General features: G+C 63.0%; 15 protein-coding genes and 2 pseudogenes. 4 read left to right on the forward strand and 13 right to left on the reverse strand.

The genetic code is table 11. The annotated features are described in order from the left end of the window. Position 1: 1 nt before the first annotated feature. On the reverse strand, positions 2-1,936 hold the full coding sequence (locus RPG13_RS07705) for a bifunctional 5-dehydro-2-deoxygluconokinase/5-dehydro-2-deoxyphosphogluconate aldolase (protein WP_337124783.1): 1,935 nt from the start codon (positions 1,934-1,936) through the stop codon (positions 2-4). A gap of 141 nt (positions 1,937-2,077) precedes the next feature. Then, a complete protein-coding gene (locus RPG13_RS07710) occupies positions 2,078-2,923 on the reverse strand; it encodes a MurR/RpiR family transcriptional regulator (protein ID WP_164547059.1) in 846 nt (281 codons plus the stop codon). Between the two features lie 152 nt (positions 2,924-3,075). Here RPG13_RS07710 and RPG13_RS07715 point away from each other — a divergent pair, with 152 nt between their 5' ends. After that, positions 3,076-4,185, forward strand: coding sequence for a Gfo/Idh/MocA family protein (locus RPG13_RS07715; RefSeq protein WP_337124784.1), 1,110 nt, complete (start codon positions 3,076-3,078; stop codon positions 4,183-4,185). A gap of 214 nt (positions 4,186-4,399) precedes the next feature. On the opposite strand, the gene RPG13_RS07720 is transcribed toward RPG13_RS07715, so the two are convergent. From RPG13_RS07720 to RPG13_RS07765, 10 genes and pseudogenes are all read right to left on the reverse strand, one after another. After that, a complete protein-coding gene (locus RPG13_RS07720; protein ID WP_126104019.1) occupies positions 4,400-5,491 on the reverse strand; it encodes a 3-deoxy-7-phosphoheptulonate synthase in 1,092 nt (363 codons plus the stop codon). A gap of 497 nt (positions 5,492-5,988) precedes the next feature. After that, complete coding sequence (locus RPG13_RS07725) at positions 5,989-6,411, reverse strand: type II toxin-antitoxin system VapC family toxin (RefSeq protein WP_337124785.1); 423 nt, start codon at positions 6,409-6,411, stop codon at positions 5,989-5,991. Next, entirely contained in the window at positions 6,408-6,674 is a 267-nt protein-coding gene (locus tag RPG13_RS07730; RefSeq protein ID WP_337124786.1) for a type II toxin-antitoxin system Phd/YefM family antitoxin, read from the reverse strand. Before RPG13_RS07730 ends, RPG13_RS07725 begins: the two co-directional genes overlap by 4 nt. Positions 6,675-6,756: 82 nt before the next feature. After that, positions 6,757-6,859, reverse strand: a pseudogene (locus tag RPG13_RS07735) (integrase); the annotation flags it as partial. Positions 6,860-6,876: 17 nt separating this feature from the next. Next, positions 6,877-7,671, reverse strand: coding sequence for an SDR family oxidoreductase (locus RPG13_RS07740; protein ID WP_337124787.1), 795 nt, complete (start codon positions 7,669-7,671; stop codon positions 6,877-6,879). Positions 7,672-7,694: 23 nt separating this feature from the next. Further along, positions 7,695-8,696, reverse strand: coding sequence for an inositol 2-dehydrogenase (iolG, locus tag RPG13_RS07745; RefSeq protein WP_337124788.1), 1,002 nt, complete (start codon positions 8,694-8,696; stop codon positions 7,695-7,697). 128 nt (positions 8,697-8,824) lie between these two features. Beyond that, positions 8,825-9,592, reverse strand: coding sequence for an ATP-binding cassette domain-containing protein (locus RPG13_RS07750; RefSeq protein ID WP_292724675.1), 768 nt, complete (start codon positions 9,590-9,592; stop codon positions 8,825-8,827). Between the two features lie 2 nt (positions 9,593-9,594). Next, entirely contained in the window at positions 9,595-10,671 is a 1,077-nt protein-coding gene (locus RPG13_RS07755; protein WP_095484496.1) for an ABC transporter permease, read from the reverse strand. 152 nt (positions 10,672-10,823) lie between these two features. After that, positions 10,824-11,765 (reverse strand): sugar ABC transporter substrate-binding protein, encoded by a 942-nt coding sequence (locus tag RPG13_RS07760; RefSeq protein WP_292222198.1) that lies wholly within the window; start codon positions 11,763-11,765, stop codon positions 10,824-10,826. A gap of 336 nt (positions 11,766-12,101) precedes the next feature. After that, entirely contained in the window at positions 12,102-13,133 is a 1,032-nt protein-coding gene (locus RPG13_RS07765; protein ID WP_292222197.1) for a LacI family DNA-binding transcriptional regulator, read from the reverse strand. 174 nt (positions 13,134-13,307) lie between these two features. Between RPG13_RS07765 and RPG13_RS07770 the strand changes: the two genes are divergently transcribed. From RPG13_RS07770 to RPG13_RS07780, 3 genes are all read left to right on the forward strand, one after another. Next, a complete protein-coding gene (locus tag RPG13_RS07770) occupies positions 13,308-14,417 on the forward strand; it encodes a fatty acid desaturase family protein (RefSeq protein ID WP_292724681.1) in 1,110 nt (369 codons plus the stop codon). A gap of 63 nt (positions 14,418-14,480) precedes the next feature. Continuing rightward, complete coding sequence (locus RPG13_RS07775; protein ID WP_292505708.1) at positions 14,481-14,795, forward strand: MocE family 2Fe-2S type ferredoxin; 315 nt, start codon at positions 14,481-14,483, stop codon at positions 14,793-14,795. 5 nt (positions 14,796-14,800) lie between these two features. Then, positions 14,801-16,030: an NAD(P)/FAD-dependent oxidoreductase gene (locus RPG13_RS07780; protein WP_337124789.1), complete on the forward strand. Its 1,230-nt coding sequence runs from the start codon at positions 14,801-14,803 to the stop codon at positions 16,028-16,030. A gap of 95 nt (positions 16,031-16,125) precedes the next feature. On the opposite strand, the pseudogene RPG13_RS34910 reads toward RPG13_RS07780, so the two are convergent. Further along, positions 16,126-17,332: pseudogene (locus RPG13_RS34910) on the reverse strand (integrase core domain-containing protein). Between the last annotated feature and the right edge of the window lie 42 nt (positions 17,333-17,374).

The following is a 17,374-nucleotide window of genomic DNA, read 5'->3' on the forward strand; positions in this document are numbered from 1 at the left end:
CTTATGCTGCTTTGCGGCCGCGCGCGGCAAGCCATGCCTCGGTCAGTCTCTCGAAGCGAGACGCCATGTCGGCCACCGCTTCCTCGTCCGACATTCTGCCGGCAAGCCACTGTTCGGCTGCGTTGATGAAGATGGTTCGACCGACGGCGAAGCCCTTGACGATGGGCGCTTTGGCGGTGGCGGCAAAGGCGGCTTCCAGCTCGTCCTGTGGCGCTTCGAGGCCGAGCAGCACAATCCCGCGGCACCATGGGTCGTTCTTCAGGATCACCGCCTCGATCTTTGCCCAAGCCCCGGCTGAAGCCTGCGGTTCGAGCTTCCACCAGTCGGGCTTGATGCCAAGCGCGTAGAGTTCCTCGAGCGCGCGCGGGATCGTCGTGTCGTCGAGCTCGCCGTGCTTGCCGGCAATGATCTCGATGAGAAGTTCTCTGCCCACTTTCCGCGCGGCCTCGAACAGGCTTTTGAGCTTCTGCTGCTGCTCGGTCTTCAGCGGCTCCGGGTCGTCGGGGTGATAGAAGCATAGGCACTTGATGCAATGGTCGACCGGCCACTCGATCAATTGCGAGCCGATGTCCTGCGAGAATTCGAAACGAAGCGGCCGCGATCCCGGCAGTTCGACCGGCCGGCCGAGCCAGGCGAAGGAATGGCGGGCGAATTCGAACATCGCCTCGCGGCCGTATTTCTCGTCGAGCAGCATGCCGTAACCGGCACGGCCGGCGGCAACCCTTGCCGCCGCCTTGACCGTCAGCACCTTGAAATCATGGATGCGCGATGGGTCGGCACCGGCTTTCGCGGCGACATCGTCAAGCTGGATACGGTGGTCGCAGGCCAGCGCCATCAGCGAGGGAATGTCGCGCCTGCGCGTCGTCGCCCAATGGACATGGTTGATCGCCTCGTCCTTGCGCAGCGCCAAGTGCCTGCTGCCGTTCTTCAGGAAGAACTGCAATTCCTCGAAGGTCGGGTATTCCGGAGCGCAGAGCAGCCGCGACACCGCGAAGGCGCCGCAGGCATTGGCCCAGGTGGCCGCCGTCTCAAGACTTTCGCCGCCGAGCCAGCCGCGCAGGAAGCCCGACATGAAGGCGTCGCCGGCGCCGAGCACATTGTAGACCTCGATCGGAAAGCCTTTGCCGACAATGCCGTCTTCGAGATCGTCACTGATCGGTCCGTCATAGACGATGCAGCCCATGGCGCCGCGCTTCAAGACGATGGTGGCCTTGGACAGCGAGCGGATCGTCTTGAGCGCATTCAGGCAATCGTCAGTGCCGGAGGCGATCATGATCTCTTCTTCGGTGCCGACGATGAGGTCGCAATCAGGCAGTACCGATTTCAGCTGCGCCGAGACCCGGTCGGATTTCACATAGCGTTCGAACCCTTCGGCATGGCCGGCAAGGCCCCAGAGATTGGGCCGATAGTCGATGTCGAACACCACCCTGCCGCCCTTGGCCTTGATAGTGCGGATCGCCTTGCGCTGCGCGGCATCGCTGTTGGGCCGTGAAAAATGCGTACCGGTGACGACGATCGCGCGCGCCGAGGCAATGAACGCTTCGTCGATGTCGTCTTCCGAAAGCGCCATGTCAGCGCAGTCGGAGCGGTAGAAGATCATCGGCGAGACGCCTTCGTCCTCGACCGACAGCAGCACCAGCGCGGTCAGCCGGTCCGGGTCGGTTTTGAGGCCGGCGACGGAGACGCCCTCGCGCGTCAGCTGCTCGCGGATGAAGCGGCCCATCTGCTCGTCGCCGACGCGGGTGAGCAGTGCCGAGCGCAGGCCAAGCCTCGCCGTGCCGACCGAAATGTTGGCCGGGCAGCCGCCGACCGACTTGGCAAAGGAGGTGATGTCCTCAAGGCGCGAGCCGATCTGCTGGCCATAGAGGTCGACGGAGGCGCGACCGATGGTGATAACATCGAGCGCCGCATATTTCGCGTCCACGGCTTCGCCCATTCGAACCTCCCATAAGCCTTGTTGTCTTGGGTAACACGCGCGAGCGGCAGCGTGGCGCCGGCAATATGAAATAATAATTCCAATCCATAGTCAATATGGAACACGCGTTCCTTTGCTGAAAAGTGCTGGCGCGATGGCCACCTAGGCCTTGCGCTTGCGGCCGGTATCGCGCCGCTTCTCGCCAACCGCGACGGTCAGCGCCATGGCCAGCGCCATGGTCGCCGACAGCGAGCGGAAGCCGGCGAAATCGGCTTCGGCGACCTCGAACCAGACCTTGGCGAACTGGGCGAGCGGCGAGAACGAGCTGTCGGTGATCGCCACGATCGGCACGCCTTGCTCGGAGATGACGCGCGCCTCCTCGATGGCCGCCGGGGCATAGGGTGAGAAACTGATGGCGATGACGGCATCCCTGGGCGAGGCAAAGCCGATCATCTCGGCGTTGAGTCCGGCGGCCGATTCGATCAGCTGGTTGCGGATCTTGAGCTTGCCCAGCGCATAGGCGATGTAGGAGGCGACCGGATAGGAGCGGCGCTTGGCCAGCACATAGATGGTCTCCGCCTTCGCCAGCAAGGCGATAGCATCTTCGAAATGCTCTTCGTTCAACCTGCCTGAAATATCGTTGAGCGAGGTGCTAGCCGCGGCGACGAAGCCGTCGAAGATCGCTCGGTGACCGGCGCCTTCCTCGGCCTTGGCGCGCAATGCCGCCAGCCTTTCGTCATAGGACGAATTGCGCTCACGCAGGCGCTCGCGAAATACCAGCTGCAGGCTGGTGAAGCCGTCGAAGCCGAGCTGCTGGGCAAAGCGGATCAGGGTCGAAGGCTGAACGCCGGCAGAGGCGGCTATGCTGGCGGCGGTGCCGAAGGCAATATCGTCGGGATTGTCGAGCGCATAGGCGGCGATCTGCGCGATACGCTTGGGCAGGCTATGGCGCCGTTCCAGGATCGTCGTACGCAGCGTCTCGAAATCGCGGGGCACCCGTTCGTCCATCGTCGCTCCGCCTAGGCCCATCAGTCGATGCTGTGTGCCCCATCATAGCGAGCCTGTGCAAGAAGGCCATAAAAAATGAGGCATGCGTTCCATTTCTGGATAAAATGGACTAATTCATCCACGCAAATCTTCCTGATAGCGGAGACAAGGGAATGGTCGGAGTCGGTCTTATCGGCACAGGCTTCATGGGCAAGTGCCACGCCATCGCCTGGAACGCGGTCGGCACTGTCTTTCCCGACGTGGCCAAACCAAGGCTGGTCCATCTCGGCGAGGTCGACGAGGACCTTGCCAAGCGCCGTGCCACCGAATTCGGCTTTGCCAAGGGTTCCGGTGACTGGCGCGCCGTCGTTAACGACCCCGAGGTCGATATCGTATCGTTGACGACGCCAAACCAGTTCCATCCGGAAATGGCCATCGCCATCCTCGAAGCCGGCAAGCATCTATGGTGCGAAAAACCGATGGCGCCGGGCTTCGCAGAGGCCGAAGCCATGGCGGCAGCAGCGAAACAATCCGGTAAGGTGGCCGCTCTCGGCTACAACTACATCCAGAACCCCGCGATCCGCCATATCGGTGCGCTGCTCGACGAAAAGATCATCGGCGAGGTCAACCATCTGCGCATCGAGATGGACGAGGATTTCATGGCCGATCCGGAGGCGCTGTTCTTCTGGAAGCACGAGGCGGCGTCCGGTTACGGCGCGCTCGACGATTTCGCGGTGCATCCGCTGTCGCTGGTCGCCGTGCTGTTCGGCCGCGTCGCCCGCGTCATGTGCGACATGGCAAAACCCTATGCCGATCGCCGCGTCGCTTCAGGCGGGCGCCGCGCGGTCGAGACCTATGACATCGCCAGCGTGCTGATGCATCTCGAAAACGGCGTTGCCGGCACCTTGCTGGCCAACCGTTCGGCCTGGGGCCGCAAGGGCCGGATCGCTATCCAGTTCTTCGGCTCGAAGGGCTCGATCCTGTACGATCAGGAGCGGATGAACGAGTTCCAGCTCTATCTCACCGCCGACCGGCCGACCGAGCAGGGTTACCGAACCATCCTGGTGGCGCCGCACCACAGACCTTACGACGCCTTCCTGCCGGCACCCGGCCACGGTCTCGGCTTCAACGATCTCAAGATCATCGAATGCCGAGAACTGCTGACCAGGCTGGCCGGCAAGCCGGCGCGCATCATCGATTTCGACGAAGGCCTTGAGATCGAGCGCACCGTGCATGCCATGGCGCGCTCGTTCGAGGAGCAGCGCTGGGTGGATGTTAGGTAGCGATTCGCCGACGTTGGCTTCCCTTCTCCCCTTGTGGGAGAAGGTGGCCGAGCGAAGCTCGGTCGGATGAGGGGTGTTGGCCAGATCGCGACTTTGACGTCTTAAGAACCTAAAATCACTCGATATCTCAACGCCTCATTTCTTCCAGCACCCCTCATCCGTCTCGGTGCTTCGCGCCGATCCACCTTCTCCCACAAGGGGAGAAGGGGAAGCGTCAAGCGGCTCCCGGGCGGCTGGCGACCAGGGCGCGTCGCGCCGACCGGCGTTGCTCGACCGCGTCGGCAAGGCCGTGCAGCACCGTTTCGGTGGTTGCCCAGTCGATGCAGCCATCGGTGATGCTCTGGCCGTAGACGAGCGGCTTGCCGGGCATGACGTCCTGCCGGCCGGCAACGAGGTTGCTCTCGATCATGACGCCGATAATGCGCTCGTCGCCTGCCGCGACTTGGCCCGCCACGTCGGCCGCTACCTTCGGTTGGTTCTCTGGCTTCTTGTTGCTGTTGGCGTGGCTGACATCGATCATCAGCCGGGGCGCGACACCGATCCGGGCGAGTTCCGCACTGGCGGCGGCGACGCTTGCCGCGTCATAATTGGACTGAATGCCGCCGCGCAGGATGACGTGGCAGTCCTCGTTGCCGGTGGTCGTCGCGATGGCGCTGCGCCCGCCCTTCGTCACCGCCAAGAAATGATGCGGCTGGGCGGCGGATTTCACCGCCTCGGCGGCGATCCGCAAATTGCCGTCGGTGCCGTTCTTGAAGCCGACCGGGCAGGACAGGCCGGATGCGAGTTCGCGATGGATCTGGCTCTCGGTCGTGCGCGCGCCGATCGCGCCCCAGGCGACGAGGTCGGCAATGTATTGCGGGGTGGCCATGTCGAGGAATTCGGTCGCTGCCGGCAGGCCGAGATTGTTGACGGCGGAGAGCACATTGCGCGCCATCCTCAGTCCTTTGTCGATGTTGAAGCTGCCGTCGAGGTCAGGATCGTTGATCAGGCCTTTCCAGCCGACCGTCGTGCGCGGCTTCTCGAAATACACGCGCATCACGATCTCCAGCCGATCGGATAGGCTTTCGCGCAGCGATGCCAGGCGGCTGGCATAGTCTACGGCGGCGGCCGGGTCGTGGATCGAGCAGGGGCCGACGACGACGATCAGCCGATCGTCAGTGCCGGTCAGCACGGCGTGGATAGCGTTGCGCGACGCGGTCACGGTGCGCGTCGCCGTCAGCGTGCGCGGTATCTCCCGCATCACCTGGTCCGGCGTACTCAATTCCCTTATTTCCTTGACCCGAAGATCATCTGTGGTCGTCAACACGGCTCTCTGCTCCTGATTGGGAGACCTGCCGGCTGAAACAAAAAAGCCGCCAGGTCTGGCGGCTGTTCGGATTTTGATGCTGCAATCTTCAGATCGAGCGCAATCCTCCCGCCGCCAGCGAGTTCCTAAAGTACCAATAGGTGGCGGTCAGGTTGATCATGGGGCTCATATAGTCGAAGCCGTGGCGATTGTCACGTGTCTGATGAGGAGGAGGTCTACTCCAGCCCATTCGCGATTGGCTGAAGCCTTCCGAACTTCGTCATCCTAGGGCGAAGCAGGAGCGAAGCTCCGTCGCGGAGACCCTGGGATCCATTCCGTGACGCTAGCCGAAGAGCGCAGCGGAGCAGAATTCTGCATCGCGGCAACGCGTTGAAGTCACGGCGTGGATCCTCGGGTCTGCGCTGCGTCGCTACGCTCCTTGCTCCGCCCGTGGATGACGAAGTGATGACGAGGACACATCGGTCGCTTTCGAGCCCCAACACGCAGTGCCGAGCGGTTCATGCAGTCCAGGGATTGAAGAGTTCAATCCCAAAGCCTTCGAAATCCGTCGTATTACGCGTTGCCAAGGTGAGCTCCTGCGCAATCGCCGTGGCTGCAATCAGGCCGTCCATCGACGACAGACCGCGACCGCGGCGCTTCGCAAGGCCCATCAGGTCGCCCCACGCCAAGGCAACCGATTCGTCCACCGGAAGAACCCTCTGCTCGAAGCGCTGCGGCAGGTCCCGAGCGAGCCATTGGGCCAGTGCCTCGCGTTTCCGGCCCTCATCCATGAGGGCGACGCCGCGTCGGATCTCGGCGATCGACACGACGCTAATGAATGAGCGGTCCTCATCAAGCCCGTCCAGCCAGTCCAGAACGCGTGCGTCCGGCGCCGGCCTTGTCACCTCGGACAAGACATTCGTATCGAGCAGTAGCCTCACAGCGGCAGATCACGCGGTTCGTCGCGCTGGCGCTCAAGGTTAAGATCGGCGCCGCGCAGCGGCGACTCCAACAGGAACTCCGCAAGCGTACCCTTGCGCGCGGTCTTCCGTTGCCATTCCTCGGCCGAGACGACAACCACGCTTGGTCTGCCGTTTCTGGTGATCGTCTGCGGCGAAGACTGCGCGCGCTCGATAACCTCCGAGAGCCGGGCTTTTGCCCCAGCGACCGTCCAGTTGGTATCCTCTTTGGGCGCAGCCAGCATTTCGACCTCCGTGACCATTATGACCATCTTGACTATATGGGAATGGCAATACGGCGGCAACAGGGAAGGAGAGAGGGTTTTTTCAGAGCCCGGGTGCCTTGGTGAGTTTGGTCGAACCGATCACGCCGGCGCGGGTATTCTCGGGTCATCTCGGCCGACGCATGGCCGAGCTGCTTCTGGACGTGAGGCTACTCGGCTGACCCTACTCCGGCGACGAGCCTGCAATATTCTGGTCATAGTCGACCAGCGACCCGGTCATGACGCCCGACTGCGGGCTGACCATATAGCTGATCAGCCGGGCAAGCTGGTCCGGCTTCACCAATTGGCCCATCGGCTGCGCCGCCTCGGCCTTTTCCAGCCAATTGTCAGGGGCATCGTGCCATTTCTTCTGCACGATCGCCTCGCCCTCGGTGTCCATCCAGCCGGGCAGCACGGCGTTGCAGCGGATACGATTGCTGCGGTAAGCATTGGCGACATTCTTGGTCAGCGTCGCCAGCGCGCCCTTGCTGGTCGAATAGGGCGTCAGGAACGACTGGCCGCAATGCGCCGACATCGACAGCACGTTGACGATCGAGCCCGGCGCCTTGCGTCCCAGCAGATGCGTCACCACGCCCTGCATCAGAAAGAAGGGACCGCGCACATTGGTCGCGAAGATCGTGTCGAAAAGCTCTTCACTCGTCTCGACCAGTGAACCGCGCGCCGAGGTGGCGGCTGCGTTGACCAGCGCGTTGACGCTGCCGAAATCGCCGATCGCCGTTTCGACCGCGCGCTTGCAGTCGGCCACTTTGGAAACATCGGCGCTGATGAAGATGGCGTCGACGCCCGACTTCTTGAGGATGGCGACGGCCTTGTCGCCCTTCTCCTGCGAGCGGCCGATCAGCGCCAGCGCCCGGCAGCCCTCATCGGCCAGCGCCTCGGCGACGGCGAAGCCAATGCCTTGCGCACCTCCGGTGACGATGGCGCGTGTTTCTGAATTGCGACCGGCGGAACCGTTCATCGCCTTGCTCCTGTGCTTGATAGTCAGACTGTCTTGTCGAGGCGAACGGTCTTGCCTTCCTTCGCCGATTTCAGCGCCGCGTCCGCCAGCCTCAGCGCGACGAGCCCGTCCTTGCCGCTCGGCGCCGCCTTCTTGCCTGATGTCGCCGCCGCGATGAAGGCAGCGATCTCGTTGGCATAGGCGTCGAGGTAGCGGGTCATGAAGAAGTCGTGCAGCGGCGGGCGCGTATAGCCCTTTTCATTGGCCAGTTCGATCGACACCGGCCGCTGGTTCTCGGCCGCAATCATGCCTTTCGAGCCATGCACCTCGATGCGCTGGTCGTAGCCATAGGTGGCTCGGCGTGAATTGGAGATGATGCACTGCTTGCCGGAGGCGGTTTCGAGGATGACGCTGACGCTGTCGAAATCGCCGGCCTCGCCGATTTGCCTGTCGACCAGCACTGAGGCATGGGCGCTGACGGCCACCGGCTCCTCGCCGAGCAGGAAGCGCGCCATGTCGAAATCATGGATGGTCATATCGCGAAAAATGCCGCCCGAGCGGCCGATATAATCGAGCGGCGGCGGGCCGGGATCGCGCGAGGTGATGGTCACCATCTCGACCGTGCCGATGGCGCCGTCGTCGATCGCCTTGCGCACGGCGGCGAAATGCGGATCGAAGCGGCGATTGAAGCCAACCATCAAAGTGGCCCCGGCCTTGTCGACCACGGCCAGGCATTCTTCCACTCTGCCGGCGTCCAGGTCGATCGGCTTCTCGCAGAAGATCGCCTTGCCGGCCTTGGCGAACCGCTCGATCAAATCGGCATGGGTGTCGGTCGGCGTGCAGATGATGACCGCGTCGATATCCCCGGCTTTTTCGATGGCCTCAATGGTGCGAACTTCGGCGCCATAGGCCGATGCCAGGTCCGTCGCCGCCTTCTCGAAGGCATCGGCAACTGCCATCAGCCTGGCCTGCGGATTGGAACCAACGGCACGGGCGTGGACCTTGCCGATGCGGCCGGCACCGAGAAGAGCGAAGCGGAGAGACATGGGAATTTCCTTTGAGGATTGTTCGAAAATGGAAGTGCGTCTTTCCTGCACCGTTCAGCGCGAGGCGCAGTAGATTTTCTTATCGCGGCAGATCGGCGACGGGTCGATGACCCGCGCCGGCATTGGCCCTAGGCCGCAAGTTCCGCCTCCCCGGTCTTGGCGCCGGTGATATATGAGACGATATCGTTGCCGTCGGTGTCCTGCTTGCGCAAATTGGCGACGATGCGGCCGCGCCGGAAGACAACGATGCGGTCGCAAAGGTCGAACACCTGGCGCATGTTGTGGCTGATCAGGATCAGCGGCTCGCCATTGGCCTTCAGTGTGCGGATGATGTTCTCCACCTGCATCGTCTCCTGCACACCAAGTGCTGCCGTCGGCTCGTCCATGATGATCAGCTTGGATGCAAAGGTCGCGGTTCTGGCGATCGCCACGCACTGGCGCTGGCCGCCCGACATATGGCGGATAGTGTTGTTGAGGTTGGGAATCTTGACCGCCGTGCGGACCAGCGCCGCCTCGGTCGCCTTGCGCATGAATTTGCGATCGAGGATCGAGAAAGGCCCGAGATTGAAAAGCACCTTCTCGCGGCCGAGAAACAGGTTCGACGGCACGTCGAGATCGTCGGCAAGCGCCAGGTTCTGGAACACGGTCTCGATGCCGGCCTCGCGCGCCGCGATCGGGCCGGCGAAGTTCACTTCCTTGCCATCGAACCAGACCTTGCCGCTGGTGCGCTGCTCGACGGCGGTGATCTGGCGCACGAAGGTCGACTTGCCGGCGCCGTTGTCACCCATGATGGCGACATGCTCGCCCTTGCGCAGCTCGAAGTTCGCGCTTTCGAGCGCATGCACGCCGCCATAGTATTTGGTCAGGTTTTCGGTCTTCAGGACGATGTCTGACATGATCAAGCCCTCATTGCCCGCAGGCGCTGGCGCCACTGGTCGAGAACGACTGCGCCGATGATGATCACGCCCTTGACCATCTCCTGGTAGTAGGCGTCGAGGCGCAGGAAGGTGAAGCCGGAGATGATGACGCCGAAGATCAGCGCACCGATCACCGTTCCGATGATAGAGCCGCGGCCGCCCGACAGCGAGACGCCGCCGATGACGGCCATGGCGATGGCGTCCAACTCGTACATCACGCCCATGCCGGCCTGAGCGGTGAGGTTCTTGGAGCTCAGCACCACGGCGGCGAGCGAGGCGAGGATGCCGGCAATGACGAAGACGAGGATCTTGTGGTTCTGGACATTTATGCCGGACATGCGCGCGGCATCCTCGTTGGAGCCGATGGCATAACAGTGCTTGCCGTACCTGGTGTATGACAGGATCAGCTGGAACAGAATCGCCAGCGATATGAAGATGATGACCGGCATCAGCCCCTTGCCGATGGCGGCGAAACTCTCGGTGGGAAACGAGATCGGCTGCCCCTTGGACCACCATTTGGCGATGCCGCGCGCGGTGACCATCATGCCGAGCGTGGCGATGAACGGCGGAATGCGCGTGTAGGCGATCAACGAGCCGTTGACCAAGCCCGCCAGCAGCCCGCAGCCGATCGCGACCAGCACCGGCACGATCACCGGCAGGTCCGTCCATCCTTGCGCGAGGAACACCGCCTTGGGGTTAGGGTTGCCGTTGACCGTCGCCACCTGGGCGAAACTCATGGCGATCATCGCCGTGGCGCCGACGATCGAACCAGAGGAAAGGTCGATGCCGCCGGAAATGATCACCTGCGTCACGCCGATGGCGATGATGCCGACGATCGACACCTGCAGGATGATGATCTGCAGGCGCGCCTCGTTGAAGATCGTATCGACATTGGCGCGGGTGTTGAACAGAAAGCTGTCGCCAAGAAAGACGCGGCCTATCAGCTCGAAGGCGCCGACAAGGATGATGAGCGCCAGGAAAACGTTGAATTCGGCAGGCCATGTGCGCTTCTTCGCATCATAGCTGAGCCCGCCGACGCCATGGGTTGTCTGTGCCAAATCTTGCTTCCTCCGTCAGCAGTCGCCTCCCGCCGCCTGTCTACGGCGATGAGGGAAAGAGGAGCGGCGTTTCTTTTGCTTGAACATCGGATTACCCCAAACCGGTTCCGATGCTCTGACGCGCCGCTCCCTATCGAAACGATCCCGCTGCCTCAGTTCTTCTTAAGGAACTTGTCGATGTTCGCCGGCGTGACCAGCTGGAAGGGGATGTAGACCTTCTGTTCGACCGCCTCGCCCTTGGAAAGCTTGAGCGCCGCGTCCAGCGCCCCGGCGCCCTGGCCGGCCGCGTCCTGGAACACGGTCGCGTCGAGGTCGCCCGCCTGCATTGCGGCAAGCGCGTCCTGGGTGGCGTCGACGCCGCCGACGACAACCGACTTCATGTCGATATTGGCAGCCTTCATGGCCTGGATGGCGCCGATGGCGCTTTCATCATTGTTGGCGATCACGCCATCGAATGGCGTGCCGGTCGACAGCCAGTTGGTCATCAGATTCTGCGCTTCCTCGCGTTTCCAGTTCGACGTCTGCTTGTCGATGATCTTGATGAAGCTGCATTCCGGAGTGGCGATCACATCGTCAATGTCCTTGGTGCGCTGCACCGCGGCCTGGTTCGACAGCTCGCCCATGATCACGTAGACATTGGCCTCGGTCTTGCCGGCCTCCTTGAACAGGCGGCAGACTTCCTGGGTTTCGAGAGTGCCTGACTCAACCTCGTTAGAGGCGACGAAGGCCTGGTTGTCCGGCAGCGTGTCGACATTGACCGGCTCGCGGTTGACATAGACCAACGGAACCTTGGCCGCAGCCGCGGCGTCCGACATCGCCTGGGTGGCCGAGGTGTCGACCGGATTGACGATGATCGCGTCGACGCCCGAGGCGACGAAGTTCTTGATCTGGTCGAGCTGCTTGGCGACGTCGTTCTGCGCGTCCTCGACCTGCAGCTCCACACCTTCCATGCCCTTGGCCTGCTCGATCATGCCGTTGCGCAGCACGGTGAGAAAATTGTCGTCGAACAGCGCCATCGACACGCCGATCTTGGCCGCGAGGGCGGACGAACTCATCAGCGCCGAAAACACGACGCCCAAAAGCAGTTTCTTCATTTTATTTTCTCCTCCACAGAATTGGTGTCCGGCTGCACCGATCTACCCGGAATCCCCGATCTCACAGGGAATCTCTCCCGATTGCCATCTCCGTTCCCGATGGCGATTTCCGAGTTGACTGGAACGCCAAGCCCTCTGCTTGAAACAGATGTTCCGGAACGAAAGAACCAAAATACCTATCTGGTGAAATATTTATTCCATTCCGCGTGCGGGCGTCAAGGAGATTCCGAAAGCGGATGCCGGATTTTCGGATAACGCAGCTGAGGGCCGGCAAATCTTCTGCAAGAATCCATCAGGCTGATTGTTCACATCATTGCCGACGCATCGTGCCCGAACCTAGATGTTTTCCGGCAGATAGATGTCGAAGGGCAGGAAGGTCTGGCCGGGCGCGTTGGCAGCGCCTGCCTCGATGGCATGCGCCATCAGATCGACAAGCTCGCGGCATAGTGCTGCCAGCGGCGTCGAAATAACCATGGTCAGGATGTTGTCGGCAAGCGCCGCGCGCGATTCGGCGTTGATCTCGTTGCAGACGACCACCGGCATGTTTGCCGGCCTGGCCGCCCGTAGCGCGGAAACTGCGCCTTCCATGCCGCCGCCAGCGACGTAGCAGCCGGCAAGATCCGGGTACCGCGCCAGAAGATCGATCATCGCATCATGGGTCACCTGGTTGGCCTCCAGATTGACCAGCGTCTCCAGCACCGTGAATTCCGGCGCATGCTCGCGGAAGAATGATCTGAAGCCGATCTCGCGCAGCTCATGGCCATGGAAGCGATGACTGCCGACAAAAAGCGCGACCTTGCCGGGCTTCCTCGCCGCCCTGGCGATCATCCAGGCCGCGGTGCGGCCGACCTTGCGGTTGTCGAGGCCGACATAGCCTTCGCGGATGCCGGCGGCAAAGTCGGACAGCAGCGAGAAGACGGGTTGCCCTCTCGCCTTCAGCGCCTCGACGGCTGCCGTCAGCGTCGGATGATCCGGACCGACAAGGGCGACCGCCCTGGATTTCGCCGCCAGCTTGCGCATCTGGGCAGCGATCTCGCCGGGGGCCAGCGAACCGGCGAAATCGATGGTTGCCACGCCGCGGAAGCGCTGCGACTGCGACACCGCCAGTTCGAGCTCCCGCGCGAAATCGCTGTAGAAAACATCATTGCCCCTCAGCAGCAGGAAACCGAGCCGGTACTCCGGCAGTTCCTGGCGCATCCGCTGCTTGATCAGTCCGGCAGCGTGATAGCCGATATCGGTCGCCGCCTCATAGACACGGCGCGCGGTTTCCTCGCGCACCGGCAGGCGATTGTTCAGCACCCGGTCGACGGTGGCGACGCTGACGCCGGAGGCGCGCGCCAGATCGGTGATGGTCGGCCGTTTTGCCATGGCTGTCTCTCCGCTTGCCAAAGCAATTTATATCATTCTGATGGGAAATGATAGAAACTATCTTTGTGATATTGAGCCTATCATGGCTTGGCGCTATTTCTAGCCTACGACGCTTGCGACCGCGGCCCGGTCATTGACCGGGGCGGATCGCAGGGCGCTGGTGGAGGCACTCCCATGGACGCAACGATGGACGCAGCACCGTCCCGGCGCGACTACAGCCTGATCGGCCGCGACGCCAAGCTCGCCGTCGAGACCGGGCTGGCGGCGGCCGAGTGGTATCACACCGACGTCCCCCGCAAGCAGATGAAGGCGCTGATGCAGCGCTCCGACGGCCCGGCGATCCGCGACACCATCATCTGGCTCGGCGCCCTGATCCTGAGCGGCGCGGGCGGCGCCTGGTTCTGGGGCACCTGGTGGTGCGTCCCGTTCTTCTTCGTCTATGGCGTGCTTTACGGCTCTTCCACCGATTCACGCTGGCACGAATGCGGTCATGGCACCGCGTTCAGGACGCAGTGGATGAATGATGTGATCTACCAGCTCGCCTGCTTCATGATCATGCGCAACCCGGTGACCTGGCGCTGGAGCCATACGCGGCATCACACCGATACGATCATCGTCGGTCGCGATCCGGAGATCGCGGTGATGCGCCCGCCGGATCTGTTGCGCGTCGTGCTCAATTTCTTCGGCATTCTCGATGCCTGGCATGCCATGAGCGACATGCTGCGCAATGCGGCCGGCATCGTCAGCCCGGCGGAAAAAACCTTCATTCCCGAGCAGGAGCAGCCAAAGGCGATCCGCATTGCCCGCATCTGGGCGGCGATCTATGCCGCGACCATCGCGCTGGCACTGTATAGCGGGTCGTTCCTGCCCCTGATGCTGGTCGGACTGCCCAGGCTTTACGGCGCCTGGCATCACGTCATGACCGGCCTGCTGCAGCATGGCGGTCTCGCCGAAAATGTCATCGATCATCGCCTCAACAGCCGCACCGTCTACATGAACCCGGTCAGCCGCTTCATCTATTGGAACATGAACTACCATGTGGAGCACCACATGTTCCCGATGGTGCCCTATCACGCGCTGCCCAGGCTGCACGAGATGATCAAGCACGATCTGCCAGCGCCGACGCCGTCGATCCTGGCCGGCTATCGCGAGATGGTCCCTGCTTTCCTGCGCCAGCTGCGCAATGAAGATTATTTCCTCAAGCGCGAACTGCCGCCGACCGCGAAGCCCTATCGCGAGGAATTCCACAACGATAACGATGCTGTCGCGGCAGCAGCGGAATGATATGCGCCCATGCCAGGCAACATGCCGGGCAAGTTGACCAAGCAAAAAACGCCGGGAGGACTGATGAGCGACTGGGTCGAGGCCTGTGATGCCGAAGACATCGACGAAGAGGACGTGATGCGGTTCGACCATGAAGGCCGCACCTTCGCCATCTATCGCAGCCCCGACGACGAATATTTCGCGACGGACGGTTTGTGCACGCATGAGAAGGTGCACCTGGCCGACGGGCTGGTGATGGACGACATCATCGAATGCCCGAAGCACAATGGCCGCTTCAACTACAAGACCGGTGCAGCCAGGGGCGCGCCAGTCTGCGTCAATCTCAAGACATATCCGGTCAGGCTCGACGCCGGTAAAATCCTCATTCAGATCGGGTGACGGTGATGACGAGCGGGATGGTCATCATCGGTGCCGGCGAATGCGGCGGGCGGGCTGCCTTGGCGCTGCGCGATCTCGGCTATGACGGGCCGGTGACGCTGGTCGGCGACGAGCCGCACCTGCCCTATGAGCGGCCGCCGCTGTCGAAAGAAGCGATGGCCAGCGATGCGCCCGAGATCAAGGCGATCGCCAGCGATGAGATCCTGGCCGAGAGATCGATCCGGCATATCCATTCGGTTCAGGCGGTGGCGATCGACCGCGCCGCGCATCTCGTTCGCCTGTCGGATGGCTCGGTCCTTCCGTATGACAAGCTCTTGCTGGCGACGGGTTCTGTGCCGCGCAAGCTGCCGATGCCGGGCCTTGGCGGGCGCTGCGTCTATCTCCGGACCTTCAACGACGCGCTGGCCATTCGCGCTCATCTCAGCGGCGGAAACCGCATCGCCATCGTCGGCGGCGGCTTCATCGGCCTCGAGCTTGCCGCAGCGGCGCGCAGGCTGGGAGCCGCGGTCACCGTCATCGAGGCGCAACCACGCATCCTGATGCGCGGGGTTCCGGCCGAGATCGCCGAAATCATCCACGAGGCGCATGAAGCCGAAGGCGTGAAAATCCTGTGCGGCGACGGCATCGCCGCGATCGCCGACGATGGCGCCGAGGTGCGCATTGCGCTTGCCGGCGGACTGGACATCGTCGCCGATCTCGCCGTGATCGGCATCGGCGCAGTGCCGGTGACCGGGCTCGCCGCGGAAGCCGGGCTGACGATCGACAACGGCATAGCAGTCGATGCCGAGCTTCGCACTGGCGATCCGGCCATCTTCGCCGCCGGCGATTGCTGCTCGTTTCCGCTTGCCGTCTATGGCGGCCGGCGCGTGCGACTGGAAGCCTGGCGCAACGCGCAGGAGCAGGGCGCGCTTGCGGCCAGGAACATGCTTGGCGCCGGCGAAAGCCACGCGGCGGTGCCATGGTTCTGGTCGGATCAATACGGCCTGACCTTGCAGATATCCGGCCTGTCGGACGAGGGCCGCAGCACTGTGCGCCGCGACCTCGACGATGGCGCCTTCATCCTGTTCCACCTCGCCGAGGACGGCAGGCTCGTCGCGGCGAGCGGCATCGGCCCGGGCAACACGGTCGCCCGCGACATCAGGCTGGCCGAGATGCTGATCGCCAAAAGGGCGAAGCCGGCGCCGGAAGCGCTCGGCTCGCAGACGGTCAAGCTGAAGTCTCTGCTGGCGGCGTGAGCCGTGGCGCCGATTGCCGAAAGCCGGCGCCGCCCCTCATCTGCCTGCCGGTGTCCAGTTGATAGATGGGTAACACTTTGAACCGGATACATGGGTTACAGTTTTCCCCCTGTGCTGTCGGCCGCAGCGCCAAGCGGTTTGGTTGGCGCGGCGCTGCGGCGGACAAGCTTCATGCGCCTGGTGTCGAGGATGCCGAGCGGATGGGCATGGAAGCTGAGCGCCCATTCACCATCCTCGGTCTCGGTGGCGGCGACCGCTTCGCCGGCCAGCGTCTTGGAAACGTAAACGAAGCCGCCGTTCCACCTGATCTCGCCGTTGTGACGCACGCTGCGCACCGCCGCCTCGGCCGGATAGTCGGGCTCGGGCGGTGTCGCGGGCATGGCGCGCGGCGAGGCGCGGTAATGCTGCGCTGGAGTGTCCATGGCCAGCGCTTCATGCGGACGCTCCTCATTGTAGCTGCGCCGGAAGGCTTCGAAGGCCTGGCCCTGCGCCATTCTGTCGGCCTCCGGCGCCTTGGCCAGCGGCAGCATGGTCAGGTGGAAGCGCTCGTGCCGTCCGTTCTGCTGCGGCTTGCCGGGCGCAATCCGCTCCAGCGTGATGCCGAGCTTGATGAAGCGCACCGAAAGCGGCGTCAGCCCGGTGACGCCGGCCGACGCGAAAGGCGGGCCATTGTCACTTCTGAGCCGATCCGGCAGACCATTGCTCCTCAAACAGCCGCTCGAATACCGGCCAAGCCTCGTCGTCCGCCGTCGAGCCCGTCGCTTCGAGCGCCAACAGGTAGCGGCTCGACGCATCCATCACCGTCAACGGTTCGCAGCGCCACCCGTCACGGGTCCGGAACCAGCCCTTGTGATCAGCCGTCCACACCGCGTTCGGCTCCTCGGCTTGCGGCCATGGTCCGTTGCCACAGGCCCGCAGCCGTGCCCGCTTGCGGACGCTGACAAGCCCGTGCCGCGCAAGGATCGCACCTGCCGTCGAGGCCGACGGCCACAGCAGCTCGGGAGCGGTGCGCTTGAGCCGCGCTATGATCTTCTTCGGGCCCCACAGCGGGTGCGTCTCCTTTGCCGCAACGATCCGCTCCACCAGATCCAGGGCCGTCGCTCGGCCATGATTGAGCGGCGCCCGTGGCAGATCACGCAAACCTTCCGGGCCGAGCGCGCGATAGCGACCAAGCCATTTGTAGCCGGTCTTGCGCGATATGCCGTAGGCCGCACAAAGCTCGCTCATCGTCTCCTCATCTGCAAGGCAATCCACAACAAACCGAAGCCGCTCGTCCATGATGCCAGTCTCTCGCCAAACCATCGCCGGTCCTCCCGGCGGACAAGAAACTGTCACCCATGCAAT

The sequence above is a fragment of the Mesorhizobium sp. ISC15 genome, assembly GCF_037162615.1.
Taxonomy (GTDB): Bacteria; Pseudomonadota; Alphaproteobacteria; order Rhizobiales; family Rhizobiaceae; genus Mesorhizobium; species Mesorhizobium mediterraneum.